Raw genomic sequence first — 25,406 nt, forward strand, 5'->3', positions numbered from 1 at the left:
CAGGCGGGCTGAAGCAGTGCCAGGCTGCGGGAGGCCGTGGCAGGCCGTGGGAAAAGCAGCGTGTAACGGTTCGGGGCGTCGGAGCCAAGTAGAGACGTAAGGCAGTGCTCGTCGTCCCAAGGAGTCATCCGTGTCAGCGGAGCATCCGATAGCGCCACCCTCGCGTGACCCGGCGGCGTTCGCCGTGTTCTACCAGCAGCAGTTCGATACCGTGCTCGGCTTCGTCACCCGGCGCACCGACAGCGTGCACCTGGCAGCCGATCTGACGGCCGACATCTTCCTGACGGCGCTGGAGCAGGCCGACAGTTACGACGCCCGCCGTGGCGCGCCCGTCGCCTGGCTGTACGGCATCTCCCGCAACGTGATCGCTGCGCACTTCCGCGGCAGTGTCCGCGAGCTCAACGCGGTGGCCAGGATCGCCGGCCAGCGGATGCTGGACGAGCAGGACGTGTCCGCGATCGAGGGACGCATCGACGCGGCCCGCGAGGCCCGCGGGCTGGCTGCCCAGCACGCCGCCCTGTCCGAGCCGCTGCGTGCGGTGCTGGACCTGGTGGCCGTCGACGGGCTGGCCGTCCGTGAGGCTGCCAAGGCGCTGGGCATCAGCGCGGCCACCGCCCGGGTGCGGCTGCACCGGGCCCGCAAGGCTCTGCAGAAGGCCGCCCCGCAGGCCACCAGTACCGCCGGCATCAGCGGCGCTACCGGCACGTCCAGCGCTACCGGCACGTCCAGCGCTACCGGCACGTTCAGCGCTACCAGCATGTCCAGGACCACCAGCACGTCCAGCACCACCAGCACGTCCGTGAACGCACTCCTGGAGGCCGCCTCGTGACCACGCCCCTGCACTTCCGGCAGCAGCTCGGCGCCGAACTCGCCGCCCGTGCAGCGGACTTGCCCGCCACCGGCGCCACGGCTCGGATCCGGCCGCGCCACACCCGCAGGCTGGTGGCGACCGGCCTCGGGCTGGCCGCCGCGGTCACCGCGGTCGTCCTGGTGCCGCACAGCGGCTCCACCGGCGGGACCGCCGCGCCACAGGCCGGCCCCGCCACCTCCCGGACGGACGGCGGCGGCTCGACCGCGGTGCAGCTCACCACCGCCTCCTACTCGGTGACCCCCAACAAGGACGGCACCGTCTCCTTCCAGCTGATCGGCGCCGACTGGTCCGGGCTCCAGGGCGCCCTTCGCTCGGTGGGCGTGCCCGCGCTGGTCATGACGCCCTCGGACTCCTGCCACACCCCGGTGGCCACCGACGGCAGCCGACTGGAGTCGGTGATGTCGCTGGATCCCGCCAACGGGCGCATCGCGGTCCTGCACCCCGCCGCCATCCCGCCCGGTGAGAGCCTGCTGCTGCTCGACAAGGACCCGAAGGGCGCGGTCCACCCGAGCACCGTCGGGAACCTGGAGATCTCGCTGACCAGGCAGACTCCCGCTTGCTTCCCGCTCTCCCAGACGAACGAGGTCGGCGTGGGCTGATCCGTCCGTAGGCCCACCCTGCGGCCGTGACGGGCTGTGGCACGGCCTTCCGGCAGTCTCGGCGGGCGCCCCGACGATCGTCGGGGCGCCCGCGCAGGTCAGCGGCGGCGCAGTGACGGGTCGAGCAGCGCGGGCGGGGTGTCGGACTTCTCGTGTGCGGCGAGGTCGACACCGGGTGTCACGATGGCGTCGATCGCGTCCAGCACGTCGGCGGAGAGCACGGTGTCGGCGGCGGCGAGCTGCGCGTGCAGGTGCTCCCGTGTGCGGGGACCGATGAGCGCGCCGGTGACGGCGGGGTGCGCGGTCACGAAGCCGAGCGCGAGCTGGATCATCGTCAGACCGGCGTCGTCGGCGACCTTGGCCAGTTGCTCGACCGCGTCGAGCCTGGCCCGGTTGGACGGGATGGTGGTGTCGAAGCGCTGCGGCATGAGCGTGGAGCGGTTGGTGGTGACCTCCCGGCCCTCGCGGATCGCGCCGGACAGCCAGCCCGAGGCCAGCGGGCTCCACGCCAGCACGCCGAGGCCGTACTCCTCGGCCACGGGCAGTACGTGGGTCTCGATCCCGCGCTGCAGGATCGAGTAGCTGGGCTGTTCGGTGACGTAACGGCTCAGGTGGTGTTCGCGGGCGGCCCACTGGGCCTGCACGATGCGGTAGGCGGGGAAGGTCGAGGAGCCGAAGTAGCGGATCTTCCCGGTGCGTTGGAGGTCGGTCAGGGCGGAAAGGGTCTCCTCGTCGCCGGTGCTCGGGTCCCACCGGTGGATCTGGTAGAGATCGACGTGGTCGACGCCGAGGCGGCGCAGGCTGTTGTCCAGCGCGGTGACCAGCCAGCGGCGCGAGCCGCCCCGGTGGTTGCGCTCCTCGCTGACGGGCAGGCCGGCTTTCGTGGCCAGCACGATGTCGTCGCGGCGGCCGGCGATGGCCCTGCCGACCATCTCCTCCGACTCGCCGCCGCCGTACACGTCGGCGGTGTCGATGAGGTTGATCCCGGCATCGAGGGCGGCGTCGACGATGGCGGTGGCCTCGTCCTGGGTGGTGTGCCCGATCCTGCCGAAGTTCATCGCGCCGAGTGCGAGGGAGCCGACCTGCACACCGGTGCGGCCCAAGGTGCGGTACTGCATGGCTGTGTTCCTCCATGACGGATTGGATGGGTCGGACGGGTCGGACGGGTCGGACGGGTCGAAGCGTGGTGGCGATGCGTGGCGCCGGCGGGCTACTTGGACTCGACCCGTCCGAGCGGGTCGGGTCCGGCTGCGAGCAGCTCACGCGCCGTGCGCCAGGCGGGATCCCCGGGGTAGAGCGCGCTGCGGAGGTAGGCCCAGGTGAGCCGCCGGACGGCGGCGACCCGCTCGGGGTTCTCGTCGGTGGTCTCGGCGACGTCGTATCCGGAGATCCCGCCGAGGCCGTGCTCCGCGCCGAACAGCGTGAGCAGGGATTTGGGGCCGGGGGAGAGGACGTACGGGTCGGTGTGCCAGGCCGCGCCGCGAACCGTGAGGTGGGCGGAGAGGTCGCGGTCGCCGGCGACGACGAGTGCGGGCGTCGTCATCCGGGAGAAGTCGGTGGTCAGGAAGAACGGGTAGTTCTCGGCGGTGGACCGGGTGAGGGCGTCGCCGCCTCTGCCCGGTGCGGCGAGCAGCACGCCCGCCGTGATCCGGGGCTCGGCCAGGTCCACCTCGGTGCCGTGGTCGGGGTCGGTGAGCCGGGCGCCCAGCAGCAGGCTCGCGGTGTGCCCGCCCATCGAGTGCCCGGCCACGGCCACCTTGCTCGGGTCCAGGCGTCCGAGGAGCTGCGGGACGGCGGTCTCGATCGCGTCGAGGCGGTCGAGGATGCGCGTCATGTCCTCGGCCCGTGACCGCCAGTACAGCGGTGCCCCGGGGGTGTGGGGATCCAGGCGCAGCGTCCTCGAGCTGAGATGGGTGGGCTGGATGACGACGAAGCCGTGCGCCGCCCAGTAGTCGGCGAGTGGGGCGTAGCCGTTCAGTGAGGAGAGGTTGTTCGAGGGCCCCTGGCCGTGCGAGAGGAGGATGACCGGCAGGTCGCCTCCGGTCATGGGGGCGGTGACTCGCAGGTTCAGGTCCACGGCGCGGCCGGGAGCCGGCAGGACCACCGGGTGGACGGAAAGGACGGGGGCGGGCTCGCTGACGGTGTCGGCGGCGTGAGTCGGTGCAGTCGTCTGTGCAGTCGTCGCTGCACGCATCGGTGCGGTCATGAGGTGCCTTTCCCTTCCTGCGGCTCTGCTGCCGGTCTCGCTCGGCTGGCGGGTGCGGCGGACGGGAGGGCCCCGCTCCGGCTAAGCTCAAAGCGGAACCTTGTTCCAGTTACGATACGGAACAACGTTCCGCTTAGTCAACCATCGTCCGGACGGAGAACGTGGTGTCCACCGCAGACCGGTCCGCGCAGGCGCCGACCCGAAGCAAGCGGGCCGACGCGCTGCGCAACCAGCAGGCGCTCCTCACTGCCGCCGCCGAGGTGTTCGCCACCTCCGGCATCGACGCGCCGATCCGCGCGATCGCGGCCAGGGCCGGCGTCGGTGTCGGGACCATCTACCGTCACTTCCCAGCCCGGGCCGACCTCGTCGTCGCCGTCTACCGCCACCAGGTCGAGGCCTGTGCCGAGGCCGGCCCGACCCTGCTGGCCGACACCGACTCCCCCCTCACGGCGCTGCGCCGGTGGGTCGACCTCTTCGTCGACTTCCTGGTCACCAAGCACGGGCTCGCCAACACCCTGGAATCAGACAGCGGCTTCGACGCGCTGCACTCCTACTTCCTCGACCGCCTGGTGCCCGTCTGCGCGCAGCTGCTCGATGCCGCGGTCGACGCCGGCGAGATCACACCCGGCACGCACGCCTACGAACTGATGCGCGGCATCGGCAACCTCTGCATCGGACGCGACAGCGACCCCCGCTACGACCCCCGCCGACTGATCGAACTGCTCCTCCAGGGACTGCAGCGACCACCGTCACCCTGACGCCGACGGCCCTGGACGGCCCTGGACGGCCCCGGACGGCCCCGGACCGCCCTCGACCGCCCTCGACCGGACCCTTCGGTGTATGCGAGGGGCCTACCAGAGGGGAGCCGCCGCTTGGGATAGTGTTTGAAGCTAGCTGTAGACGCGTGGAGGTCTGGGTGTGTTCGTGACGACCGGGCAGGCCGGGTCGGCGCTCGGGTGCTCGATCCCGACGGTGAAGAAGCTGATGGCCACCGGCGTGGTGCCCGGGGTGCGCGAGACGGGTCGGCAGGTGTTCCCGTTGACCGCACTGCAGGCGTTGCAGGCCCGGCCGGTCGCCGACCTGAGCGTGCTCGGTGCGGCGGAGGTGGCGGTGCTGCGCTCGGACGCCCTCCGGCGAGTGGACGGGCCTGGCCGGGAGTGGGTCGGCTTCGGGACGGCGCTCGACGAGGAGCAGTTGCTGGCCTCGCTGTCCGGCTGGTGGCGGTGCGATCCGGCCCGGGTCGCGGCCGGCGGGGTGCTGCCGGTGACGGTGACCGGGTTCGTCGTGGCGGTGCTGAGCGGCCTGACGGAGTGGGAGTCCGACGGCGCCGCCGGCACCGCAGCCCGCTTCCGGTTCCCGAAGTCCCGGCTGGCCGGCCGTCTGACCGACCTCACCGCACCGGCCAACGCCGCCACTCCCGCCGACCCGCAGGACGCCCGCCTGGCCGACCTGCTGCTCGGCACCCGCCTGCCGTCGGTGTCCGGCGGCCCGATTGCCTACGTCCCCACGGTCGGCGCGGCCGCCGCGGCTGTCGACGTGGTCGCTGCGGCCGTCGCCGTGGAAGGGGAGTGACCCGCTGATGGACCGTAGGACGTACACCGCCGAGCTCGCCGGTCTGCGGGAGCTGCGCGCCGAGATCGCCGCCGCGGAGAAGATCGTCGCGGCCGCGCGCAAGGAGCTGGACAAGCTCACCGTCCAACGCGCGCGCCGGGTGACCGGGCTCGCGGGGTTCGAGGGCGCGAGGGCCGACGCCATCGCCAAGGCCGCCGGCCTGACGCTCGGCGACGTGGTGCGGCTTGCTCCGGTGCTGGACCCGACCCCGTCCGCCGTTCGCGCCGCCACGGCGGAGGAGCGGGTCGCCGCCGGGCCCGCGCCCGTGCCCGCGCCCGCGTCCGTGCCCGCGCCCGTTCAGGCGCCCGTACAGGCGTCGGCGCCCGTGGCAGAGACAGAGACAGAGGCAGAGGCGGCGCCGCAGCCGGAGCCACAGCCGGAGCCCGTAGTGGCGGTCGCGGTTGCCCCGGCGCTGACCCGCTCCGCCGCTGCCGTCACCGAGCCGGCCACCGCCGAAAACCTCGCCGCCGCTTCGTCAGCCGAACCGGCGGCCTCGGTCGCTCCAGTCGCTCCGGTCGCTGCTGCGGAGCACCCGGCAGTCGCCGCCGTCCCGCGCCCGGCGGCCGTCGCCGGGCCGCGTGACCTGCCCACCATCCCCGAGGGGCCGGCGGGCGCCCGCTTCGAGGCCGTGACCACCGGCCTGGTCTCCAAGCGACCGAACTTCACCCAGCAGGCCCGCGCCACGGTGTTCCTGGACGCCGCGACCGGTGATCTCGCGGTGCGCGACCGCGTCGTGCGCCTCGCGCTCGGTGCCCGGACGCCCGGCGAGATCCTGGACGCCGTCCTCTCCGCCGCCCCGGGCACCGAACGCGTCTACATCACCGCCGGCGCCCCCTGGCACGACGGCGCCGAGCGTTACAGCACGCTCAAGGACGCCGTCGCCGCCTGGCTGAACACTCCCTGCGAGCGGTGGACCACCGCCGTCGGCGCGGGCCGCGACAAGCTCGCCGGGCACTTCGTCCACCAGCGCCAGCCCGTCGGCCGCTACGCCCCCGCCGCCGCCCCCGACGGCGAGAGCACCGAGATCCGCTCGGTGGGGGAGTGGTTCGACCCGGACGGCGCCGACGTGGTGACGGTGCGCGAGGCGTTCAAGCTGCTGTGGCAGGCGCTGCGCCGGCACTGGGACGACGTCGTCCTGATGGGCTCGCCGTCGCAGACCGGACGGGACCTGTGGTCGCGCACCGTCCCGGTCAAGGGCCGGTTCGCCGGCGGCTACCCGGTGCTGTCCGAGGAACTGCGCGGCCTGCTGCACGCGACCGGCGGCCAGGGCCGCACCGAGCTGGTCCTGCCCCCGCGCGTCCCGGCCGAGCTGCCCGCCCTGGTGGAGTACGACCGCACCTTCGCCTACGCCAAGCACCTGTGGAAGTCCCCGGTCGGCACCCCGCAGCGGATCACCGCGCGGGCCTTCGCCGCCATGACGGAAGCCGAGCAGACCAAGGCCCTGATGTCCTGCTCCCACTGGAACGTCCGCGTCACCGTTCCCGCCGGGTGGAAGCACGTCGGCCTGCTTCCGGCGCCCGTCACCGGCGACCGCGCCTGGGTCTACCCGTCCGAGCCGGGCGCCACGTTCACGACCTGGGCGGGCGGCGCCGAGATCCACCTCGCCCTCGCCAACCACCTCGCGCCGTGGCGGATCGAGGTCCTCGGCGGCCTGGTGTGGGAGGACGGCAAGCCGCTCGACGAATGGGGCAAACGCCTCAAGGCCGCCTGGGCGGACCTGACCAACCTCTCGAAGGCGCACACCGACGCCCGGCAGCGCACCGCCGCCTACCTGGCCTCGCGCGCCGTACGCGCCGTCCTGCTGTTCGGCCTCGGCGGCTTCGCGCAGCGCCCCCGCCTGGTCTCGGGCACCACACCGGTCGGCGAGACCCTGCCGGCCGGCGTGGAGATCCTCGGCCAGGACGACGCCGTGGTGACCTGGCAGCGCCAGGCCGGGTTCTCCCGCGACCCCTACGCCCACCCCGAATGGGCCGCCTACGTGTGGTCCGGAGCGCGGGCCGCCCTGCTGGACATGAAGTACCGCCAGGGCAAGGATGTCGTCGGCAGCGCCGGCGCCCTGCACGCCCGGCCCGGCACCGTCGTCTACTTCGGTACTGACGGCATCGCCCTGACCGAACGCCAACCCTGGCCCTACCGGGGCGAACCCGGCGACTACCTCCTCAAGGGCCACCTCACCGGGCCCGTCCCGCACCCCACCAGCCAGGAGCAGTACCTCGCCCTGCGCGCCCGCGGCCGCGTCGAACTCGCCTCCGGAGTCGCCGCCGGACTCGCCGTTGAAAACGCCGCTGCCGGTGCCGCCACGGGCGCGGACGGAAGTGAGCCGCAGTGAGCCCCGCCGACCCGAACAACCCCAACGAGGCCGCCCGCCTCACCCAGCAGCTGATCGACCAGCGCTACACCAAGCGCCAGATCGCCGCCATGCTCGGCCGTGACGCCTCGCTGGTCTCCCAGTTCTTCACCAAGGGCAAGGGTGCGGCCTTCGTCAACGCGCTGCGCCAGGTCCTCCGCGCGGTGCGCGGCGGCGAACGCGACACCGAGACCCTGACCGCGATCGCCCAGGAGAACGTGGAGCGCCGTCGCACCAAGACCGGACAGAAAGCCCGGGTCCGGGGCAAGGACGTCGTCGGCGAGGCGGGCGGATCGATGGCCGGACGCGCCGGACGCCAGGCCATCCGCTCCGGCGCCTCCCACCTCGCCCCCGTCGTCCACGAGACCGGCCGGGCCGGCGGCCGCCTCGCCTTCACCGTCCGCATGCGCGCCGACCAGTACGTCTACTCCGCCGGGTCGGAGAAGGACTCCGGCGGCCTACGCCGCGGCTTCGTCCCCCGCTCCGACGGCACCGAGGAACGCACCTACGGCTCCGCCTCCACCGGCGGCTTCGACGCCGCCGAATGGTCCCGCCGCGTCGCCGCCCACCACGGCGACGTCACCGAGGCCATGCGGACCTGGCTCGTCGAAACCGGCCGCGCCGTCGAGGACGCCGACATCCAGTACCTCGAAGTCCGCGCCTGGATCCCCGCATGACGGACCGACACCCCGACCGCCCGGCCTGGTTCACCGGCTCCGACGACTCCCTCGCGCTGCTGCGCCGCGCCGCCGGGGCAGTCGGCGTCCCCCTCGACCCGGACACCCCGCCCGGCGAGGAGGACGCCCAGCAGCTGACCGATGAACTCGGCGACATCCTCCTGACCGAACACTGCTTCGACGCCGACCGCGACTGGGAGATCACACCGTTCGGCGACCTGGTCGAAACTCTCATCGACACCCTCAACCGCTACGCCTACCCGGACTGAACCCACCCACCGGTCCGCACCCACGATCGGTCCGCAGCCATGATCGGCAGTACCGGCAGTACCGGCAGTACCGGCAGTACCGGCAGTACCGGCAGTACCGGCAGTACCGGCAGAACAGGAGACACCGCGCCGTGGACACCACGACGACCACCGCCACCGCCACCACCACCGAGACCACGGTCCCGGCGCAGGCGCCCGGTGTCGCGGCGGTGAACCCGTTGCCGTTGCACTGGTTCCAGAAGGACGCCGTCGCCGCCGCCGTGAAGGCCGTGAAGACGGGCGGCCGGGCGACGGTGGTGGCGGCGACCGGCTCCGGCAAGACGCTGATCGCCGCCGGGTGCGCGCGCCGACTGGCGCCCCGGGGACGGGTGTTGGTGCTGGTGCCGACGATCGAACTGCTGGAGCAGACGGCCGAGGCGTGGTCGCTGCGGGGCGGTCGCAGGGGCCTGGCGGTGGCGGCCTGCTCGCGGGAGGAGGCGCTGGAGAGCGCAGAGGCCGGCGGCCGGGTCAGGGCGGAGGTGTCGACACACGCTGCGCGGATCGCTGACCTGGTCGCCTCGGTGCGGCCGGGGGAGGCGGTCACCGTGTACGCGACCTACGCCTCGCTGGAGCGCATCGTCCAGGCCCACCAGCAGTTCGGCCTCCCGGCCTGGGACCTGGTCGTGGTCGACGAGGCCCACCGTACGGCCGGCTCCGAGGGCAAGGCGTGGGCGGCCGTCCACGACGACGACCAGGTCCCCGCCGTGCGGCGGCTTTACTGCACCGCGACCCCCAGGATCGCGGACGACCGGACGGCGACGGCGGGCCTGGACGACCTCACCGGCGACACCGACACCGACACCGACACCGACACCGACACCAACGCAGACGCCGACGCCCAGGCCCAGGCCCTGCCCGCGCTGTGCTCGATGGACGACGAGCGGATCTACGGCCCCATCGTCTACACCTGGACCCTCGGCCAGGGCATCGAGCACGGCTACCTCGCCGACTACCGCGTCCTGGTGCCCGTCGTCACCGACGAGGACCTGCGGGACCTCCTCAACCTCCCCGCCATCGCCGACCTGCGCTCCCAGCGCTCCAACGAGGAACTGCTGCGCCTGGCCCTGCAGATCGCCGTGCTGCGCGCAGTCGCCGACCTCCAGCTACGGCGTGTGATCACCTTCCACTCGCGGGTGGCGGCGGCGCGGGAGTTCGCCGCCGGCCTGCCGGAGGCGGCCGGGTTGCTCGCGGACGAGGACCGTCCGGAGCGGATCTGGGCGAAGGCGGTGGCAGGCACCGACCGGCTGCGCGAACGCCGGGCCGCGTTCGCCGAGTTCAGGGCCCACACCGGCGAGCGGCCCGGCGAGGAGGGCGAGGAGTGCGGCATCCTCGCGAACTCCCGACTGCTGTCCGAGGGCATCGACATCGCCGCGGTCGACGCGGTCTGTTTCGCCGACCCCAAGTCGTCGGTGATCGACATCGTGCAGGCGGTGGGCCGGGCGCTGCGCCAGTCCTACCGGCAGGGCAAGGTCAGCTGGGTCGTCATCCCGGTCTACCTGCCGACCCCGGAGGTCGGTGACGACACCGCCGACGCCGACCCCGCCGAGGTCCGCGAGGCCGGGGAGGCGGTGAAGGCCGAGGCCGACAGCGAGATCGAAGCCTCGTCGTTCCGGACGATCTGGCGCGTCCTGCGCGCCCTGGCGGCGCACGACGCCCGGGTGGTCGGCCGCATCACCGAACTGCGCGCCCACCGCGCCCAGCCCCAGCACGTCACCACGGCGGAGGCCACCACGACGGAGACCCCGGAGAACGCGGTCACCCAGGCCGGCGAGGGGGAGCAGCGCCCCACGGCGCCGCAGTCGCCGATCGACTGGTTGCGGATCGACGCCCGGCACCACGCCGGCGCGATCCTGCAAGCCGTGAAACTACGGGTGTTCAACCCGCGGGCCACCGAGTGGCAGCGCATGCACGCGGTCGCGGCCGTGTTCCACCTGGAGCACGGCCACCTCGACCCCACCGACCGGACGACGCACGCCGAGCTGGTCTCCTGGCTCGCCCGTCAGCGCCACCTGAACGGCCAGGGCCTGCTCGACCCCGCCCGCGTCTCCGAACTGGAGGCGCTCGGCATGATCTGGTCGAAGAACGCCAACGCGTGGGAGCGCGGCCACGCCTACGCGAGGGCCTATCAGCGGCAGCACGGCCATCTGGCGATCCCGGCGACCGCGAAGCTGGACGACTACGCGGTGGGCGCGTGGATGCGCCGCCAGCGCAGGGCGGAGAACCTGACCGAGGAGCAGGCCGCCAAGCTCGACGCGCTGGACGAGCTGTGGCGCCTGGAACCGGACTGGAACCGCTCCTACCGCCGCCTGCTCGCCTACCTCACCGCCGGCGGCACCCTCACCGGCCCCGTCAACCGCACCGGCGGCGAGGCCGACCCGGCGTTCCGGCCCGGCACGTGGCTGCGCAAGCAGGACAAGGCCCGCACCGAGGGCAAACTGACCGATCAGCAGACCGCCCTGCTGGACGCCCTTCAACCGCGCCGCGCCGCCGGCCCGGTGTTCCGGGTCGGCGGCGCGGCGCGCCGGGGACGGCCGGCGGGTCAGCCGCGGGAGAGGACGACCGCCGAGTAGTACGAGCCGGCGATCCGGTGGCACGCCTCGCGCTCGGCGGTGGTGTGAACGCGCGGCCGGCTCGGGGCCTCGCAGGCCTCGGTCAGGTCCTGGAGGAAGACGCCGTCGACACGGGCCTTGGGGGAGGGGCCGGTCAGGCTGTTGCGGAAGCCATCTTCTCCGTACAGGTCCTTGTAGTCGTGGTACCCGAAGTCGTGGCGGATGCAGGCGAGACTGAAGTCGAAGCCGTCGATCCTGTCCGGTGCGGGGGAGTTGCAGACGTCGGTGTCCCAGTTGAAGTTCGGGCGAGCCGTCGATCAAGTCGACTTCGAGATGCCCGATGGACGGAAGGAGGAGTTCTACCTCAAGCGCGAGCGGCCCGTTGGCGCCGTGCTCGCCCTCACTCCCGACCGGCACGTCATCCTCGCCCGCCAGTACCGGCCCGGCCCCGAGCGCGTCCTGCATGAACTCCCCGGCGGCTTCATCGAGCCGGGCGAGCAGGCCGCGGTCGCCATCGCCCGGGAACTGCTGGAGGAGACCGGCTACCAGGGCACGATCGCCGAGATCGGCTCCTACTGGCACGACGCCTACTCCAACGTCCGCCGCACCGTCTTCCTCGCCACCGACTGCGTCAGGGTCGCTGAACCGACCCCCGAACGCACCGAGTTCATCGACGTCGTCACCCTCCCCCTGCACGAGTTCCGCGACCGCGTGCTGCGCCTGGGAGCGATGACCGACACCGCAGCGGCCTACCTCGCCCTCGACCACCTCCAGCTCCTGTAGCCGGAGGTCAGCGGCACGGGGGCCGGGCCGACCACACCACGCCCGCCCGCTACCTGGGAGGACCCCCCGTGACCGAATGGAGCACCACCCCCACCACCACCACCATCCAGTACTACAGCAGCACCCTGCTCTGCTTGCCCGAGCGAACCGTCGCCCTGGTCCTGGCCGGCGGCCGGGGCACCCGGCTGCGCGTAGCCGCCGACCCCGAGCTGCAGTCCACGCCGAAGGTGCTCGTGCCGATCGACACCACCAACGGCCCGACCCCGATGCTCGGTCACGCCCTAACCCAGCTCACCGCTATCGGCATGCGCCGCATTGCGGTGCTCACCAGCACCGACCCTGCCACCGGCGCCCAGGACGTCGAGGCCTACGCCCTCACCCACTGCGCCCGGCAGGTGGAGCTGACCATCCACCGCGAGCACCAGCCGCTAGGCACCGCCGGAGCCGCCTACGCCGCCCTGGCCAACCTGCCCGACACCCCGCTCGCGGTGCTCCTGCCTGCCGACACCCTCGTCCCGGTCAACCGGCTGCTCGCCGCCGTCGCCGCACACCGCGCCCGCCCGGCTGCCGTCACCTGGACCGTCACCACCGACCCCGGGCCCGGAGCACAGAACACCGGCCGCCTCTTCCTGTCGCCCGTCGCCGCCGGTCGCCCGGCACATCCCAGGCTGCCCCACCGGTCCTTCCACCCTCATGTCATCATATGAAGACATCAACTGATGACTAAAGCGGGGAGAGTGGTGGGTCGTGTACGCAGCAGGCTTGCGACAAAAGGCGTTGGTGCCCGTTCTGGTGTTCCTCGGCATGGTGGTGGCTGTCATCAGCAGCCTCGGTGCGCCCCTGGTGCCGACGATCGCGGCCGTCGATCACGTCTCGCTCACCGACGCGCAGTGGTCTTTGACCGTCACCATGCTGGTCGGCGCGGTGGCCACCCCGGTCATGGGACGGCTGGGCGACGGGCCCCGGCGGCGGGCGGTGATGCTCATCGCCGTCGCCACCGTGCTGGTGGGCAGCGTGCTCGGCGCGCTCCCGCTGGGCTTCGGGTGTCTGGTGGTGGGCCGCGCCCTGCAAGGCGTCGGCCTCGGGCTGACGCCGCTCGCCATCGCCACCGCCCGCGACTGCCTGACCGGTGAGCGTGCCCGCTCCGCCGTGGCGATGCTCTCCATCACCACGGTGGCCGGCGTGGGCCTGGGCTATCCGCTCACCGGACTGCTCGCCCAGTCCTTCGGCCTGCACGCCGGCTTCTGGTTCGGCGCGGCCATCAGCGCCGTCGCCCTGGCCGCCGGGGCACTGGTGCTGCCGGTGGCCGCCGCGAACCGTCGGCCCGAGCCGCTGGACACGCTCGGCGCCGTCCTGCTCGGCCTGGGCCTGAGCGGCGTGCTGCTCGTCCTCAGCGAGGGCGAGAACCGGGGCTGGACCGCGCCCGGCCTGCTCGCCCTGGCCGCCGGCGCCGTGCTGCTGCTGGCCTGGTGGGCCCGCCACGAGTTGCGCACCGCCCACCCGCTCGTCGACCTGCGCTCGCTGCGTCACCGCGTGGTGCTGACGGCCGACGTGGCCGCGCTGGTCGTGGGCGTCGGGATGTACCTGCTGATGTCCCTGCTGACGCGATTCGTGCAGACCCCGGGCTCCGCCGGCTACGGCTTCGGCGCCTCGGTCACCGTCGCGGGCCTGGTCCTGCTGCCGTTCTCGGTGGCCAGTGTGCTCTCCAGCAAGGTCGTCCCGGTGCTGGCCCGGCGCACCTCCCCGGCACTGGTGCTCCCCATCGGATGCGGACTGTCGCTGCTGTCGATGCTGGTGTTCCTGGTCGCCCGCGACCGGCTCTGGGAAGCGTTCGCGGTCATGGCGATCGCCGGGCTGGGCGTCGGCTGCACCTTCGCCGTCATGCCCGGACTCATCGTCGGCGCGGTACCGGCCGACCAGACCGGCAGCGCCGTCGCCTTCAACCAGGTGCTGCGCTACGTCGGTTACTCCACTGGCAGCGCGCTCAGCGCCGCCGTGCTGCAGGCCCACACCGCGCCTGGGAACGCGCTGCCCTCCGGCGACGGCTACCGCGTCGCCGCCCTGATCGGCTGTGCGGTGTGGATCCTCGTCGCGGTGATTACCATCGTCTTGCCGCGGCGCCGTGCCGCGACGGACCCCGGCGCGACCGCCGGAGCGGGCGGAAGGCCGTCGGTGCGGTCCGCGAACGAGGAGTTGCCGGTGAAGGAGTTGCCGGTGAACGAGTTGCCGGTGAACGAGTTGCCGGTGAAGGAGTTGCTGGTGAACGAGAGCACGACCAGGGCGACCTCGGGTCGCGACAGCGGAGCGCGCGGGTGAGCCAGACCCCCGCCCGGGCGCGCCGACGGGACGCGGCCCGCAGCCGCGAGGAACTGCTGAACGCGGCCGGCGAACTCTTCGCCGAGCGCGGATTCGAGCGCACCACCACCCGCGAGATCGGCGAACGCGCCGGTGTGGACCCGGCCCTGATCGCCCGCTACTTCGGCGGCAAGACCCAGCTCTACCTCGCCCTGGTCCAAGCCGAGCACGGCGACGAAACCCCCGCCGACCTGCTCGACACACAGCGGCTCGGCGACCTGTTCGAACTCTTCGAACGCCGCACCAGCCCGATCCTGCAGATCGTCATGCAGCCCTCCGGCGACCCTTCCGTCCAGGAGGCCGCGCAGGCACACCTGGACCGGCGGCTGGTCGACCCGCTGCGCGAGCGCTTCGAGCGCGACGGCCTGGACCGCCCCGAACTGCGGGCGGAACTCGCCGCCGCGGCCTTCAGCGGGGTGATCCTCGCCCGCTCGGCCGGCACCCTCGGCCACCTCGCCGGGGCGCAGCCCACCGAGGTGCTCGACCTGCTCCACCAGTTGCTGAGCGGAGCCGGCGGACACCTTCCGCCCGCCGACGCACCCGCTGACGAACCCGCGCACGCACCGTAGTTCACCCACAGTGGCCGGCGCTCCGGCGCTGTTCGCAGCCGGCTCCCGGCGGCGACGCCCCCTGCGAACAGGGCGTCGACACGGTCGCTGCCGAACCGCGCCCGATGTCCGGCGCGCCGACCGACAACCTCCGGCCCGGCGACGCCGTCCACTCGCCCGGCGACGCCGTCAGCCCGCCCGGCGGGCCTGCCGCCGCCGCACCAGGACGTCCTCCCTCACAGCGGGGTGAGGATGTCCTGGTGCGCCCCGTCGAGGACGAAGCCGTTGTCCAGCCGGACCCGGACCGTCACCTGCTTCCCCCGCTCCCGGTGCGCGGCCCACTCCGGCTCCAGTACGGCGATCTCCGCCTCCAGCCGTTCACGGCTCGCCACCGGCATGGTGTGCCCGTAGTCCTCGAACAGGGCCTTGAGTCGCTGGTACTCGCGGATCTCATGACTCTCCGGGAGCTCCCCGTCCACCCGCTCGACGGTGCCCTCGAGCCCGGCTCCCAGCGAGAAGAACCCGACGACGGCCCCGGGCTCCCCGGCGACCGCCTCGCCGATCCCGAGGTCCTCGGCCAACCTGACGCGCCGGCCTTCCGTGAGGGTCATCCGTCCTCCGCCTCTCCATCGATCCGTGCCGCCGGCGCAGCCGGCCTGCGGTCCCGGCCATTATCCGCCGGGCGCGTCACGGCGCTGGACTGCCGGCGACAGGGTTCCTGGCCGCGGTCCCCGTCCTGCTGCCGCTCACTCGTCCCGCTCGCCCCGTCCGGGCCGGGCCGCCACTCCAGGAATATTCCGGGCGCCGTCGGCTCGCCGCCCTCTAGGCTTTGCGATCATGCTTCCCAGACGACTGGCCGGGCTGCTCGTCGGCGCCCTCGCCCTCACCGCGGCCTGCACCGGCTCACCGGCCTCCGGCCCCGCCGCATCGGACCGGGCCGCCTCCGGCCCGACCGCCTCCGACCGGGCCGCCTCCAGCCCCGCCGCCGCCAAGGCTCCTTCGCCCAGCGCCCCGGCGACGCAGGACCCCCCGCCCGACGCGAACCCCGCCTACACGGCCAGGGTGCGGGCCATGCTCCCGTACGACGTCCAGTCGAGCTGGTGGAGCTGGGCCGCCTCGATCGAGCAGGCCCGCAATCCCGTCCTCGACCGCGACGGCCACCTCTGCGGCCAGGGGCAGAAGGCCGACCTCTGGTTCCTCGCCGGCACCACGGGCGGAGCCGTCACACGCTCCTGCACCGTCCCCGCCGACATGCCGATCATCTTCCCCGTGGTGAACCTGATCGGCGTCCGCAGCGACTGCCTGGACTTCATGACCGCCGCCGAGGGCAGCGCCACCCTGGACGGCCACGCACTCACCGTCGAAACGATCGACCCGACCCCGATCGGGTTCGACGCGGTCAAGGGCAACCCCTTCACCGCCGGCTCCGGGAAGCTCTACCAGTACGCGTGCGGCCTGTGGGTGCGGCTGGAACCGCTCACCCCCGGCCGCCACGAGCTGAGCCTGCGAGGCAGCGCGGGCGGTTTCGCCACCGCCGCGGACTACCACCTGCAAGTCGGCCGCCCCACGCCGACCCCCGGCACCTGACCACCCCGGCCTCACCCCCGCCCCCACACCCCGGCCGCCCAGCCGTCCAGCCGGCGCACCATGTGCAGCCTGAGGTGGCGTGGATCCATGGTTCCCGCCTCTCCCGGAAGCCGGTCCGATGCCTGGGGCTGATAGTCCGATCGGCAGCGCGCCATCTGCTCGGAGGTATGACGGCTCAGCGTTGGGTGTGACCTGTTGGCCGTGGTGGCCCAGTGGTTCGTTGAGCGGCCGGGTTTCGGGGTGGGGTTTGAAGGACGGTTCAGAAGGACCGAGCCGTGGTGGATCGGGTTCGGGGGTTGTGGGCGGTTCGGGTGAACGTGCCGGACGGCCCGGGTGAGCTGCTCGCCCTCCAGCGACTCCGTCAGCGGAGGGCGAGGGCGATGGCGCGGGCGATGGGTTGGCCGGTGTGGGACTCGAAGTAGCTGAAGGCCGGGCTGGGGTTGACCTCGAAGCAGTAGACGTCGCCGTCGTCGGCGAGCATCAGGTCGATGCCGGCCAGGGCCAGTCCCAGTTCCTCGGCGAGGTGCAGGCATCGCTCGGCCAGGTCGTCGGGTAGCTGGCACGGGGAGAGCTCGGCCCGGCCGCCGTCTTGGTGGGCGTAGCGGTAGTCCACCCGGTCGGTGTCGATCCGGGTGGCGAACACGTCGTCGGCAACGGTGTGCACGCGGATGTTGGTGCCCTTGACGCGCTGCTGGAACTGCACGGGGCAGGAGCGGATGAGGGGCAGGCGGTCCATCGCGTCCCGGTCGAGGAGGTGGACGACGGATCGTTGGCAGCTGATCGACTTGTAGACCAGCTCGCCGTGGCGTGCCTTGAAGTCGTGGACCAGCTCGGGGTCGTTGGTGACGAGTGTCTCCGGCACCCGGAATCCGGCGTGGCGGATCAACTGGGACTGGTAGGGCTTCGACAGGTTCGACGCCGTCGCGGCCGCCCGGTTCATCACGCGGCCCGGGGCGATTTCGATCCAGGTGCTCAGGGCCTCGTGCCAGGCCTGGCACCTGCGGAGGGTGTCCCGGCCGGCCGCGCCTGCTTCGTTCGCTTCGCGGGCTTCCGGCAGTCGGCGCCAGTCCATGAGTCGGGCGTAGATGCCGGTCACTTCGGCGCAGTCGACGGATCCGCCGTTCCCGGTCAGCCGTCCCCGGACGCCGGTGGCGGTGGCGTTCAGCTCGAACGGCAGCTCCAGGAAGAGCCGTTGGTGGAGAAGCGTGTAGGGAAGGCCCAACTCGTCGAGTTCGGCGGTGACCCGGGCGATCGGCGCCTCGCTCGCGATGCCGCAGAGGATGATCATCGAGTTTCTTCCGAAAGGCCGGAAGGGCCGGAAAGGCCGGTGAGGTGGTCGAGCAGGCGGTCGAGGAACGGGTCGCCGCCGGAGCGGAGGTCGGGTAGCGGGGTCGCTCCTGCGAAGACCACCTGCTGCCCGCCGTCACGGTGCAGGTCGAGCCCGAGCAGGTCGGTGCCGGCGAGCCGGGCGAGGCGTACGTACGCCTTCTCGTCCTCGGCCGCGGTCGCGCCGAAGCCGTGTTCGCCGAATACGTGTTCGCCGAGCACCAGGACACCGCCGGAGCCGGGCGCGTCGCAGGGTGGCTCGGGTTCGGGGCTGCTGGAGATCCGGGCCGGTGGCACCGGCAGTCCCGCCCTGGCCGCGAGGACGGTCCACTCCGCAGTCGAGCGCCAGGCTCCGCACAGGCCGGTCGCGCCGGGCCGGTTGACCGAGACCGGGGCGAGGCAGGTGAGCAGGCTGAGCAGGAGGGCGCTCAGTTCTTCCTGGGCGTACCGGGCGTCGGCGTGGGTGTCGAACGGCAGGAGCCCGAAGGGTGCGGCGGCCACCCGGTTGAGCACGCCGGAGACGTCCCGGCTGGCCAGGACGCGCCCGTCGGGCAGGGCGATGTCGAAGGCGGCTCCGTGCCGGCCGACGCGGTGGGCCGACCTGGTGGAGCCGAGCAGGGCCTGCGGGGAGAGCAGTTCCAGCGGTTCCAGTCCGCGTTTTCGCAGTCCCTCGTGGGCCCACAGGGCCGCCTGGTCGCCGGGATCGCAGAGCACCAGCCACATGATGCGGGGCCTAGCCTCTGCCCGGGCCCGTCTCGGGGTCCTCGTTCCTGAGGGCGCTGTCCGCGAGGTCGGGGCGCTGGTCCGCGGGGATGAAGTGTTCGGACTGCTGACCGGATGCGGGCCCGGCGAGCGGGTTGACGTGCGTCTCCAGTTCCTTGCCGACGTGGTCCTTGTGCTCCTTCTCCTTGCCTTCCTTGTCCTTGTCCTTGCCCTCCTTGTCCTTGCCGTCCTTGCCGTCCTTGCCGTCCTTGCCGTCCTTCACCTGCTCGCGCGTGAGCTGGAGGGTCTTGTCGGCGCTCGTGGTGTCGTTGCAGTTCAGCGTGAAGTGCGCGGTCTGCGTGGGTGCGGCGAAGTGGCCGCCGGGGGTGACCTTGAGCACGAGCTGGCCGCAGGTGTTGGGGGCGAGACTGTCGGGGAAGCTGTGCAGGACGAATCCGGCGCCCATGTCCGCTTCGACCGGTCCGGCGAAGGTCAGCGTGCCCGGGCCGATGTTGGCCACGGGGATCACCTGGTCGGGCGCGGTGCCCTGGACGGTCACCTTCACGGTGGTGTTCATCTGGAGCCGCGGCTGCCGACCGTCCGCGACGGACCCGGCCGAGGTCCAGACGAATCCCAGCTCCTGCGGGTCGTTGTTGGTGATCCGCAGGTTCCAGGCGGAGACGCCGGGGGCGGCGACGTCCAGCTGGACCGTGAAGACATCGCTCGTGTCCCGGGTCCAGGACGCGGTCGCGACCGTTTTCCCGGTCTCGTCGGGGATGGCCGCCTCGGCGGGTTTCTGCGGAATGGCCGTGATCAGCCCCTGGCCCGCCCGGAGTTCGATGTCCGGTGCCCTTCCGCGCAGCGGCTGGCAGTTCGGCCCGACGGCCACCACCTGCAGGAACCAGGGCGACACCGTCGGATCCACGTCGAAGGCGACCAGGCCGGTGGTGGCCTGGTTCGCGAGCCTGAGCTGGCCGGTGTCGGGAAACATCTGGAATACCACCGTGATCGCCTTCTCTGACTGTCGGGTTGTGGCGACTGTCGGGTTTCGGCCCCGGGACGCTCACCACGTGCCGAGCGGCGCCGAGGGCGAAGACCGCGACCACACTGCCCTCGACCCGCACGCCCTCGACCGCACCGCCCTCGATGCCGTCGCGCTCAAGCGGCCGAACCGGCCGAACCGGCCGAACCGGCCGAACCAGCCGAACCAGCCGAACCAGCGGACCCCGGGGACCCCGGGATGGGGAGCGCGGACGACGACCAGGGCACGCCGACATCTTTTGGCAACCGCCGGCCCCTCGGTCCTCCCAGGCTATTCCCGGTTCGACCACGCATCAATTGGGGTGACTGTGCGTAGACATACCCCCGGAGCGGCCCTTCCCTCCCTGACCGACCGTAGCGGGATCGACGGCCGGCCGGGTGGGCAGGCGCTCCCGCAGCCCTCGGGTGACGACCGCTTCCACGCCCCTGCCGCGCCCGGCCGGTCGCTCCCGCGCAGCCGCGTGCCCGGGCGGCCGTGTGCCCGGGCGGCAGTGGCTCAGCCTGCGGAGTCGACCAGGAACCCGAGTCCGGCCGTCGCCCCGGCGTAGACCAGGACCAGCAGCAGGCTGCAGAAGATCAGCAGCCAGCCGGTCACGATGCCGAGCAGGGCCAGACCGCGGTCGCGGCCGCCCAGGCGCTTGCCACGGCGACGGCCCAGATGCCCGGCCGGGATGGCGACGACCCCGGACACGAACATGGCGAACGTGTAGTAGCCGCCGTACAAGAGCCAGAACATCGGCGTGGCGAAGACGGCCACGATCAGGCCGACGCCCAGGGCAGCCGACCAGAAACTGACCCGGGCAGGCGTGTTGCCGGCCTCGACGGGCGACACGGCTGCTGTCGGGCGAGAACTGCTGGTCATGGGCGGTCTCCCTGTCGGGCTCGGTGCGTACGCCACCCTAGGAGAGGGGCTGCCCCCGGTCCGACGGGGGGCCGGGCCCGGACGCGTTCTCGGGCCGTTCGTCGCTCGTCGGAGACCCCGTCCTTCGTGGCGGACCGGCCGGGCGCAAGTGTCGGGCGAACGTCGGGTCAACGTCGTGGCCGCAGGTGTCCCGCCGCGGCGAGGATGTGTCGTGTCAGCCGGTCGGCTGGCACGACAAGCGCCACGGAGCCCGGCACCGGATCGGCCCGGTCGTGGTCAGGCAGGGTCAGCGCGGTGAATCCCCGTGCGGACGGACACCTGCGGGACGGGTCTCCGGTCGGCATTGCTTCCGGATCGTGCACATGCTCCGTACGCTCACTCATTCTGCGAGGAGAGTTCATGCGCAAGCAGATCTGCACCGGCCTCGGAATCCTGGCCCTGGCCGCGGCCGCCCTCGGCGCGGGCATCGGGTCGGCTTCGGCTGCCGACGGCGGCGCGGCCGCCGACCGGGCGTCCGGTACGAACGCGAAGCCCGGTGCGGTCCGCGCCGTGGCGGCGTTGAACTACGTGGGCCAGTACCGGATCCACAGCAACTACAACGGCAAGTGCCTGGACGCGGACCTGAACACGATCGGCGCCAACGGCACCAAGGTGCAGCTCTGGGACTGCAACGGCTGGACCAACCAGAACTGGACCCTGTGGACCGACGGCAACATCGACTACATCCAGAACAACTACAGCGGCCGCTACCTGGACGCGGACCTGAACACGATCGGCGCCAACGGCACCAAGGTGCAGCTCTGGGACTACAACGGCTGGACCAACCAGCGGTGGAACGCGGCCAGCTACGGATGGGTCAACGGCTACAACGGCCGTGTGCTGGACGCGGACCTGAACACGATCGGCGCCAACGGCACCAAGGTCCAGCTCTGGGACAGCAACGGCTGGAGCAACCAGGGCTGGTGGCTTGAGTCGATCTGACCCTCCCCGGGTCGACCCCGGGCAGCCTGCCCCACCAGGAACCGCCCGGAACGGTGGCGCCGGCCTCATCCGAGCCGGCGCCATCATCCCTGATGCGCAGTCAGAGTTCATAGGGATGGAGCGTGATGTTGCCGCGACTCCGTTCGGCGGCTCTGCAACCCAGCCGTGGTCCCGCCGTGTCGGCCGTGTCGGCCGTGCCGGAAACGCGAGAGGACCCGGGAGCGTAGCCAGCTCCCGGGCCCCTGTTTGCCGCCCAATTGCGCACACCGGCACGTTTAAGGGTCGCGGATCAGATTGAAATCGACGCGTTCTGCCATTGAACTACCGTGCCACGGAGCGGCACAGACAGGACTTGAACCTGCATTCGTCGATATTCGTCCGCACCCGGTCGATCCGGTGTTCGGCGGCGAATGCTGAGACTGGAGCGAGAGTCTGAGATTCAAGGGGCCTGCCTCTGCCTGGCTTGGGCTACCCCGGCCGGTGGTGCCGGGGGGAGGAATCGAACCTCCACTGTGACCCCTGGTCAGCTTCAACATCAGTGTCAGCTTTTCGCACCGCGCAGCGCCCCCCGCCCGGTCTCCCGGGACGGGGTCCTTGGCGCGCTCGGCGCACCCGCCCGGCTCCCCGGGCGGGTGATCGTGAGGCTACCGGAACAGGTAGCCGAAGACGGCGTCGCCCACCCGCCGGTCGGTGACCTCGACCGCGTTGGCCTCCTCGCGGGCGAACTTGACGGCCTGCTGGAGCTTCTCCACCCGCTCGGCGAGCTCGTTCACCCGGCGGGCCGGCAGCGCGCCGGAGAACTTGACCGTGGTCCAGTAGCCGACCGCGATGTCCTCGTAGTAGACCTCGACCTGGGCCGGGTGCTTCTCGGTGGCCTCGGCCTTGACGTGGTTGCGCGGCACCTTCTTGGTCCGGATGGTGCGCACCGGCTCGGTCTTCCAGGAGTCGGTGGACGGGTCGAGGTTCCAGGACTCGGAGGCGTCCAGCACCGGGAGCTTCTTCACGAAGGTGAACAGGTCGGTGAGCTGCTTCTCCAGGAAGAGCAGGTACGGCACCGGCACCTGGGCCAGGAGCACCTGGCCGTCCACCACCACGTCGGCACTGGCGTCGATGTTGGCCCAGTCCTTGGTGGCCGTCACGTCGAACAGCCGGGTGAGGGTGTTCGCGGTGGACCGGAGGATGTCCTCGGCCTTCAGCTGCACACGGGTCGACTCCGGCGGCAGCTGCTCGCCCTCCTCGTCCTTGGGCTGGTAGGTGCGGGAGATCCCGGCCAGCAGCGCGGGCTTCTGCAGGTCCTGGTGGGCCTGCGTCAGCTCCTGGAAGGACTTGGACTTGACGCCCTTTTCAACGGCGATGATCTGGTTCAGCTTTGCCACGTCGAGGACGCTATCAGCCCCGAACAGACCGCGAAACTCAATTGTTGATCGAGCAGCTGTCCCGGTAAGTCTCGCAGCACGGCAGCGGGTTGAGGTCCGGATGGTTCTCCTTGAGGGAGCCTGCTCGGCGCCCTCCCTGGTAGCTGGTGTCTTACCTGCGCCGGCGCAACGCCGACGCCCGCCACCCGACGTCCTCGCAGCCCAACGCCGAGAACGCGCCCGCATCCGCAGCGAGAAAAGACTGCGCTGGGGCGGGCGGCCCCTGGCTGACGTGGCCTGAACGCGTTCCCTCGGGTGAGAGGGACTTCAGCGGCGCCGTCGCCCCGGGATCAGGGCGCTGAGCATCGCACAGATGATCGCCCCGAATAGCAGCCCGCCCCACGGCATCCCGTCGACCGGGCGATGCCGAATCACCCCATAGCCGAAGGAGCCAAGCCCGCCACACACGAAGAAGAGCAGGAAGCCTCGAAGCGCGGACCACCATCTCGGGCGGCCTATATCTGAAGTCACGGGAGGGCATTGTCCACACGCGACGGTGCCCGACCACGGCCACAGGACTGATCACTGGCGCTGCCAGGGCTCGCGGGCGGGCGGGCGGCGGAAAATGAGTTGCCTGCGGGACGTGGCCTCGATCACGATCGCCCGCATGGACCTGTAACGGCTGCCACGTAGCACCAGCCAACCTGTCGCGCGGTCGACCTCGGAGTCTGACGACTCGGCCCCGAGGCGATGACTCGCGCCCTCGTGTGCATCCGTCAGATCCCAGGAGCCGCAGCCCGGCCTGCGAGAGAGCTCCTGCTGAGTCCTGAAAGCAACCACATCCATGAATACCGACCGCAAGGCCCTGTGGGCCGTGCGTCAGTCCGCCTTGCCCACCGTCGTACGACCCTGCCTGGACTGCTCCGGCACGCGTCACCGTCCCTCGGGCAAGATCCGCGTCAACGCGAACGGCAAGCTCCTCGACGTCTGGCTTCTCCTGAGCTGTGCAGCGTGCGACCGTACGTCGAAGGTGCCCGTCCACGAACGCGTCCACGTCTCGTCGCTGGAGCCCGCTCGCCGGGTGGCGTACGAGAGCAATGACCCGGCCGTGGTACGGGAGCTGACGATGAGTGCGTCGCTCGCCGCGAAGAACGGCTACCGCCTCGACTGGACCGGCACCTGGGAACTGGAGACCCGCACGCCCCTCTACGCACTCGACGACCCGACACCGCTCAAGGTGCTGGTCAGCTTCGAGCTGCCCGCGCCGGTCCGCGTCGAACGACTGCTCATGATCGGGCTCGGTCTGAGCCGCACCGAGATACGACGCATGGTCGGGGACGGGCGTATCCACCTGCCGCCGGCTCTGGACGCCAAGGTGCGTCAGGACTTCGAGCTCACCATCCACGGACCCGGATCCGTCGACGTCGCGAAACACTCGAAGCTCCTCGGCGCTCCGACCGACGTGCGCACTGACCTGAGCCACGTCGGGTTGCACGACACGCTGCAGCAATCATCGCGCTCGGCGACGGCGGGAGCGTAGAAGAGGGACAGCAGGGCCTCCTGGACAGCCTGTTGGCGTAGACAGCCTTCGAACTGCCAAGAGGCCCTGCTCTGTCCGGCACCCGCCACCGTCACCCGATCCCACAGTCACCCGATCGAGACTCCTGCTCGACCAACACCCAAAAGATCGGAACGACAACAGCCGCTGAGGGAGCCTGTTCGACCTTCGGGTGACGTCACTGCGCTCGGCTGGCCAGCCGTCCGATAGGGGACTCGGCGCGGATCCGGGCGGCCTGGAAGGACACCTGCTTGCCCCGGCCGCCGAGTACGACCGTCTTCCCCGTGAGGGTGGCGGTGGTCGTGGGCCAGCCGGACCAGGCGTCCACTTCGAGGTTCGTCACGCCGAGGCAGAGCAGGACGAACTCGACCGCGTTGTGGCCTCGCTCCTGCCACAGCTGCGCGGCGCCGGCCGGGACGGCGAAGGCGAAGAACCTCAGCGTGACCGACGCCTCGCGTTCGTCGATGAGGACGGAGGTCAGCTCGTAGTCGCTCAGTGGTGGCGGCGGGGAGCCGAGGACCATGCGGACCGTCTCGGGGCTGGTCAACTCGGCAGACCAGTCATGGGCACCGTTCATAGAACACCTTCGCCGTTGTGGGAGGCAGCACCTGGTTCGGGTGCCGGCGCTGGTCGAGCCGGCTCTCGAACCACCGCGGGGCCGCATAGGGATCGGCGTCGCCGGAGCGGTAGGCGTTGAGATGGCCGGCCTTGAGCTCCGCATGCGCGGTGAAGTCCAGCGTGAGCCCCGGCCCGCTCACCGCGACCGTGATCCGGCGTACTCGGCCCTCGACGAAGGGGGTGAGCCCGATGTCGACCACGGTGTGGTGGGGGACACCCCGCATCCGGAGGTCCTCGTCCACACCCATGAACTCGATCTGGGCCTCGAACCGGTCGCATCCGGCGTCGGTCCACGCCGCGGGAGCGAGGTCCGGGAAGCGCGGGAACTCGACCCGCAACGTCACGGCGGCGCCGTACGGACTCAGGTGCACCGATCTGAGAACCAGGTGCTCCAGGGGCGGCAGCTCGGAGTAGAGCGCGGTCAACCGCTCGGAGTGGATCAGGAGTTCCGGCCAGGTGTCGGCTGACACGGGTGGGTCCCTTCGCTCCGGGTGCTTTCGCGCCCTGCTGGCCGATCCTCGT

The 25,406-nt window shown here is 71.7% G+C and carries 26 protein-coding genes; 15 read left to right on the forward strand and 11 right to left on the reverse strand.

Annotated features, from left to right (window positions below; genetic code table 11):
- The first annotated feature begins 130 nt into the window (after positions 1 to 130).
- Together ACZ52J_RS33655 and ACZ52J_RS33660 are read left to right on the forward strand one after the other, a co-directional pair.
- Positions 131 to 829: an RNA polymerase sigma factor gene (locus ACZ52J_RS33655; RefSeq protein ID WP_465624159.1), complete on the forward strand. Its 699-nt coding sequence runs from the start codon at positions 131 to 133 to the stop codon at positions 827 to 829.
- Entirely contained in the window at positions 826 to 1,470 is a 645-nt protein-coding gene (locus ACZ52J_RS33660) for a hypothetical protein (protein WP_465624161.1), read from the forward strand. Before ACZ52J_RS33655 ends, ACZ52J_RS33660 begins: the two co-directional genes overlap by 4 nt.
- Positions 1,471 to 1,568: 98 nt before the next feature.
- Here the strand turns inward: ACZ52J_RS33660 and ACZ52J_RS33665 are convergent, their stop codons facing one another.
- Complete coding sequence (locus ACZ52J_RS33665; RefSeq protein WP_465624163.1) at positions 1,569 to 2,588, reverse strand: aldo/keto reductase; 1,020 nt, start codon at positions 2,586 to 2,588, stop codon at positions 1,569 to 1,571.
- A 92-nt stretch (positions 2,589 to 2,680) separates the two neighbouring features.
- The gene (locus ACZ52J_RS33670) at positions 2,681 to 3,664 is read right to left on the reverse strand and encodes an alpha/beta hydrolase family protein (RefSeq protein ID WP_465624164.1); all 984 of its coding nucleotides are present in this window, start codon (positions 3,662 to 3,664) and stop codon (positions 2,681 to 2,683) included.
- Between the two features lie 176 nt (positions 3,665 to 3,840).
- On the opposite strand from ACZ52J_RS33670, the gene ACZ52J_RS33675 reads away from it, so the two are divergent.
- The 6 genes from ACZ52J_RS33675 to ACZ52J_RS33700 all read left to right on the forward strand — a co-directional run bounded on the left by ACZ52J_RS33675 (position 3,841) and on the right by ACZ52J_RS33700 (position 11,189).
- Complete coding sequence (locus tag ACZ52J_RS33675) at positions 3,841 to 4,434, forward strand: TetR/AcrR family transcriptional regulator (RefSeq protein WP_360503709.1); 594 nt, start codon at positions 3,841 to 3,843, stop codon at positions 4,432 to 4,434.
- Between the two features lie 160 nt (positions 4,435 to 4,594).
- Positions 4,595 to 5,248, forward strand: coding sequence for a DNA-binding protein (locus tag ACZ52J_RS33680; protein WP_465624167.1), 654 nt, complete (start codon positions 4,595 to 4,597; stop codon positions 5,246 to 5,248).
- Between the two features lie 7 nt (positions 5,249 to 5,255).
- Positions 5,256 to 7,616, forward strand: coding sequence for a hypothetical protein (locus tag ACZ52J_RS33685; RefSeq protein WP_465624168.1), 2,361 nt, complete (start codon positions 5,256 to 5,258; stop codon positions 7,614 to 7,616).
- The gene (locus tag ACZ52J_RS33690; RefSeq protein ID WP_465624170.1) at positions 7,613 to 8,311 is read left to right on the forward strand and encodes a helix-turn-helix domain containing protein; all 699 of its coding nucleotides are present in this window, start codon (positions 7,613 to 7,615) and stop codon (positions 8,309 to 8,311) included. Before ACZ52J_RS33685 ends, ACZ52J_RS33690 begins: the two co-directional genes overlap by 4 nt.
- Positions 8,308 to 8,580, forward strand: a complete 273-nt coding sequence (locus ACZ52J_RS33695) for a hypothetical protein (protein WP_360503697.1) — start codon at positions 8,308 to 8,310, stop codon at positions 8,578 to 8,580. The genes ACZ52J_RS33690 and ACZ52J_RS33695 overlap by 4 nt, the downstream gene beginning before the upstream one ends.
- A 131-nt stretch (positions 8,581 to 8,711) precedes the next feature.
- Positions 8,712 to 11,189 carry a helicase associated domain-containing protein gene (locus ACZ52J_RS33700; protein WP_465624172.1) on the forward strand — a complete coding sequence of 826 codons (2,478 nt, stop codon included), beginning with the start codon at positions 8,712 to 8,714 and terminating at the stop codon, positions 11,187 to 11,189.
- Here ACZ52J_RS33700 and ACZ52J_RS33705 read toward each other — a convergent pair.
- The gene (locus tag ACZ52J_RS33705; RefSeq protein ID WP_465624222.1) at positions 11,159 to 11,422 is read right to left on the reverse strand and encodes a phospholipase A2; all 264 of its coding nucleotides are present in this window, start codon (positions 11,420 to 11,422) and stop codon (positions 11,159 to 11,161) included. The two genes, ACZ52J_RS33700 and ACZ52J_RS33705, sit on opposite strands and share 31 nt — an antisense overlap.
- Here ACZ52J_RS33705 and ACZ52J_RS33710 point away from each other — a divergent pair.
- The 4 genes from ACZ52J_RS33710 (at position 11,391) to ACZ52J_RS33725 (ending at position 14,875) form a co-directional block, all read left to right on the forward strand.
- A complete protein-coding gene (locus tag ACZ52J_RS33710; protein WP_465624174.1) occupies positions 11,391 to 11,951 on the forward strand; it encodes an NUDIX hydrolase in 561 nt (186 codons plus the stop codon). The genes ACZ52J_RS33705 and ACZ52J_RS33710 overlap by 32 nt on opposite strands.
- Before the next feature lie 68 nt (positions 11,952 to 12,019).
- Complete coding sequence (locus tag ACZ52J_RS33715) at positions 12,020 to 12,658, forward strand: NTP transferase domain-containing protein (protein WP_465624176.1); 639 nt, start codon at positions 12,020 to 12,022, stop codon at positions 12,656 to 12,658.
- 73 nt (positions 12,659 to 12,731) lie between these two features.
- Positions 12,732 to 14,267: an MFS transporter gene (locus ACZ52J_RS33720; RefSeq protein ID WP_465624178.1), complete on the forward strand. Its 1,536-nt coding sequence runs from the start codon at positions 12,732 to 12,734 to the stop codon at positions 14,265 to 14,267.
- The gene (locus tag ACZ52J_RS33725) at positions 14,264 to 14,875 is read left to right on the forward strand and encodes a TetR/AcrR family transcriptional regulator (RefSeq protein WP_465624180.1); all 612 of its coding nucleotides are present in this window, start codon (positions 14,264 to 14,266) and stop codon (positions 14,873 to 14,875) included. Before ACZ52J_RS33720 ends, ACZ52J_RS33725 begins: the two co-directional genes overlap by 4 nt.
- Positions 14,876 to 15,090: 215 nt before the next feature.
- Here the strand turns inward: ACZ52J_RS33725 and ACZ52J_RS33730 are convergent, their stop codons facing one another.
- Positions 15,091 to 15,465: a hypothetical protein gene (locus ACZ52J_RS33730; protein ID WP_360503676.1), complete on the reverse strand. Its 375-nt coding sequence runs from the start codon at positions 15,463 to 15,465 to the stop codon at positions 15,091 to 15,093.
- A gap of 226 nt (positions 15,466 to 15,691) precedes the next feature.
- On the opposite strand from ACZ52J_RS33730, the gene ACZ52J_RS33735 reads away from it, so the two are divergent.
- Positions 15,692 to 16,441 (forward strand): hypothetical protein, encoded by a 750-nt coding sequence (locus ACZ52J_RS33735; RefSeq protein WP_360503673.1) that lies wholly within the window; start codon positions 15,692 to 15,694, stop codon positions 16,439 to 16,441.
- Positions 16,442 to 16,802: 361 nt separating this feature from the next.
- Here the strand turns inward: ACZ52J_RS33735 and ACZ52J_RS33740 are convergent, their stop codons facing one another.
- The 4 genes from ACZ52J_RS33740 to ACZ52J_RS33755 form a co-directional block, all read right to left on the reverse strand.
- Complete coding sequence (locus tag ACZ52J_RS33740; protein WP_465624182.1) at positions 16,803 to 17,729, reverse strand: MvdC/MvdD family ATP grasp protein; 927 nt, start codon at positions 17,727 to 17,729, stop codon at positions 16,803 to 16,805.
- On the reverse strand, positions 17,726 to 18,490 hold the full coding sequence (locus ACZ52J_RS33745; RefSeq protein WP_465624184.1) for a hypothetical protein: 765 nt from the start codon (positions 18,488 to 18,490) through the stop codon (positions 17,726 to 17,728). The genes ACZ52J_RS33740 and ACZ52J_RS33745 overlap by 4 nt, the downstream gene beginning before the upstream one ends.
- 10 nt (positions 18,491 to 18,500) lie before the next feature.
- Positions 18,501 to 19,460 (reverse strand): hypothetical protein, encoded by a 960-nt coding sequence (locus ACZ52J_RS33750; protein WP_465624186.1) that lies wholly within the window; start codon positions 19,458 to 19,460, stop codon positions 18,501 to 18,503.
- Between the two features lie 546 nt (positions 19,461 to 20,006).
- Positions 20,007 to 20,372: a hypothetical protein gene (locus ACZ52J_RS33755; protein WP_465624188.1), complete on the reverse strand. Its 366-nt coding sequence runs from the start codon at positions 20,370 to 20,372 to the stop codon at positions 20,007 to 20,009.
- A 399-nt stretch (positions 20,373 to 20,771) separates the two neighbouring features.
- Between ACZ52J_RS33755 and ACZ52J_RS33760 the strand changes: the two genes are divergently transcribed.
- A complete protein-coding gene (locus ACZ52J_RS33760; protein WP_465624190.1) occupies positions 20,772 to 21,353 on the forward strand; it encodes an RICIN domain-containing protein in 582 nt (193 codons plus the stop codon).
- 644 nt (positions 21,354 to 21,997) lie between these two features.
- On the opposite strand, the gene ACZ52J_RS33765 is transcribed toward ACZ52J_RS33760, so the two are convergent.
- Positions 21,998 to 22,729, reverse strand: coding sequence for a DUF7873 family protein (locus ACZ52J_RS33765; protein ID WP_360503656.1), 732 nt, complete (start codon positions 22,727 to 22,729; stop codon positions 21,998 to 22,000).
- A gap of 823 nt (positions 22,730 to 23,552) precedes the next feature.
- Between ACZ52J_RS33765 and ACZ52J_RS33770 the strand changes: the two genes are divergently transcribed.
- Complete coding sequence (locus ACZ52J_RS33770; RefSeq protein WP_465624192.1) at positions 23,553 to 24,248, forward strand: DUF1062 domain-containing protein; 696 nt, start codon at positions 23,553 to 23,555, stop codon at positions 24,246 to 24,248.
- Positions 24,249 to 24,444: 196 nt separating this feature from the next.
- Here the strand turns inward: ACZ52J_RS33770 and ACZ52J_RS33775 are convergent, their stop codons facing one another.
- Together ACZ52J_RS33775 and ACZ52J_RS33780 are read right to left on the reverse strand one after the other, a co-directional pair.
- Positions 24,445 to 24,843 carry an Imm50 family immunity protein gene (locus tag ACZ52J_RS33775; protein ID WP_465624194.1) on the reverse strand — a complete coding sequence of 133 codons (399 nt, stop codon included), beginning with the start codon at positions 24,841 to 24,843 and terminating at the stop codon, positions 24,445 to 24,447.
- Positions 24,827 to 25,354 (reverse strand): Imm50 family immunity protein, encoded by a 528-nt coding sequence (locus ACZ52J_RS33780; RefSeq protein WP_360503649.1) that lies wholly within the window; start codon positions 25,352 to 25,354, stop codon positions 24,827 to 24,829. Before ACZ52J_RS33780 ends, ACZ52J_RS33775 begins: the two co-directional genes overlap by 17 nt.
- Between the last annotated feature and the right edge of the window lie 52 nt (positions 25,355 to 25,406).

Source organism: Kitasatospora sp. NPDC034035 (assembly GCF_055575755.1).

What these genes read in the sequence shown, in the direction of transcription:
- ACZ52J_RS33750 (WP_465624186.1), bottom strand. Translation starts at nt 19,460, where the DNA reads ATGTTTCCCGACACCGGCCAGCTCAGGCTCGCGAACCAGGCCACCACC.
- ACZ52J_RS33685 (WP_465624168.1), top strand. Translation starts at nt 5,256, where the DNA reads ATGGACCGTAGGACGTACACCGCCGAGCTCGCCGGTCTGCGGGAGCTG.
- ACZ52J_RS33730 (WP_360503676.1), bottom strand. Translation starts at nt 15,465, where the DNA reads ATGACCCTCACGGAAGGCCGGCGCGTCAGGTTGGCCGAGGACCTCGGG.
- ACZ52J_RS33740 (WP_465624182.1), bottom strand. Translation starts at nt 17,729, where the DNA reads ATGATCATCCTCTGCGGCATCGCGAGCGAGGCGCCGATCGCCCGGGTC.
- ACZ52J_RS33735 (WP_360503673.1), top strand. Translation starts at nt 15,692, where the DNA reads ATGCTTCCCAGACGACTGGCCGGGCTGCTCGTCGGCGCCCTCGCCCTC.
- ACZ52J_RS33775 (WP_465624194.1), bottom strand. Translation starts at nt 24,843, where the DNA reads ATGAACGGTGCCCATGACTGGTCTGCCGAGTTGACCAGCCCCGAGACG.
- ACZ52J_RS33745 (WP_465624184.1), bottom strand. Translation starts at nt 18,490, where the DNA reads ATGTGGCTGGTGCTCTGCGATCCCGGCGACCAGGCGGCCCTGTGGGCC.
- ACZ52J_RS33770 (WP_465624192.1), top strand. Translation starts at nt 23,553, where the DNA reads ATGAATACCGACCGCAAGGCCCTGTGGGCCGTGCGTCAGTCCGCCTTG.
- ACZ52J_RS33710 (WP_465624174.1), top strand. Translation starts at nt 11,391, where the DNA reads ATGCAGGCGAGACTGAAGTCGAAGCCGTCGATCCTGTCCGGTGCGGGG.
- ACZ52J_RS33760 (WP_465624190.1), top strand. Translation starts at nt 20,772, where the DNA reads ATGCGCAAGCAGATCTGCACCGGCCTCGGAATCCTGGCCCTGGCCGCG.
- ACZ52J_RS33695 (WP_360503697.1), top strand. Translation starts at nt 8,308, where the DNA reads ATGACGGACCGACACCCCGACCGCCCGGCCTGGTTCACCGGCTCCGAC.
- ACZ52J_RS33670 (WP_465624164.1), bottom strand. Translation starts at nt 3,664, where the DNA reads ATGCGTGCAGCGACGACTGCACAGACGACTGCACCGACTCACGCCGCC.
- ACZ52J_RS33665 (WP_465624163.1), bottom strand. Translation starts at nt 2,588, where the DNA reads ATGCAGTACCGCACCTTGGGCCGCACCGGTGTGCAGGTCGGCTCCCTC.
- ACZ52J_RS33755 (WP_465624188.1), bottom strand. Translation starts at nt 20,372, where the DNA reads ATGACCAGCAGTTCTCGCCCGACAGCAGCCGTGTCGCCCGTCGAGGCC.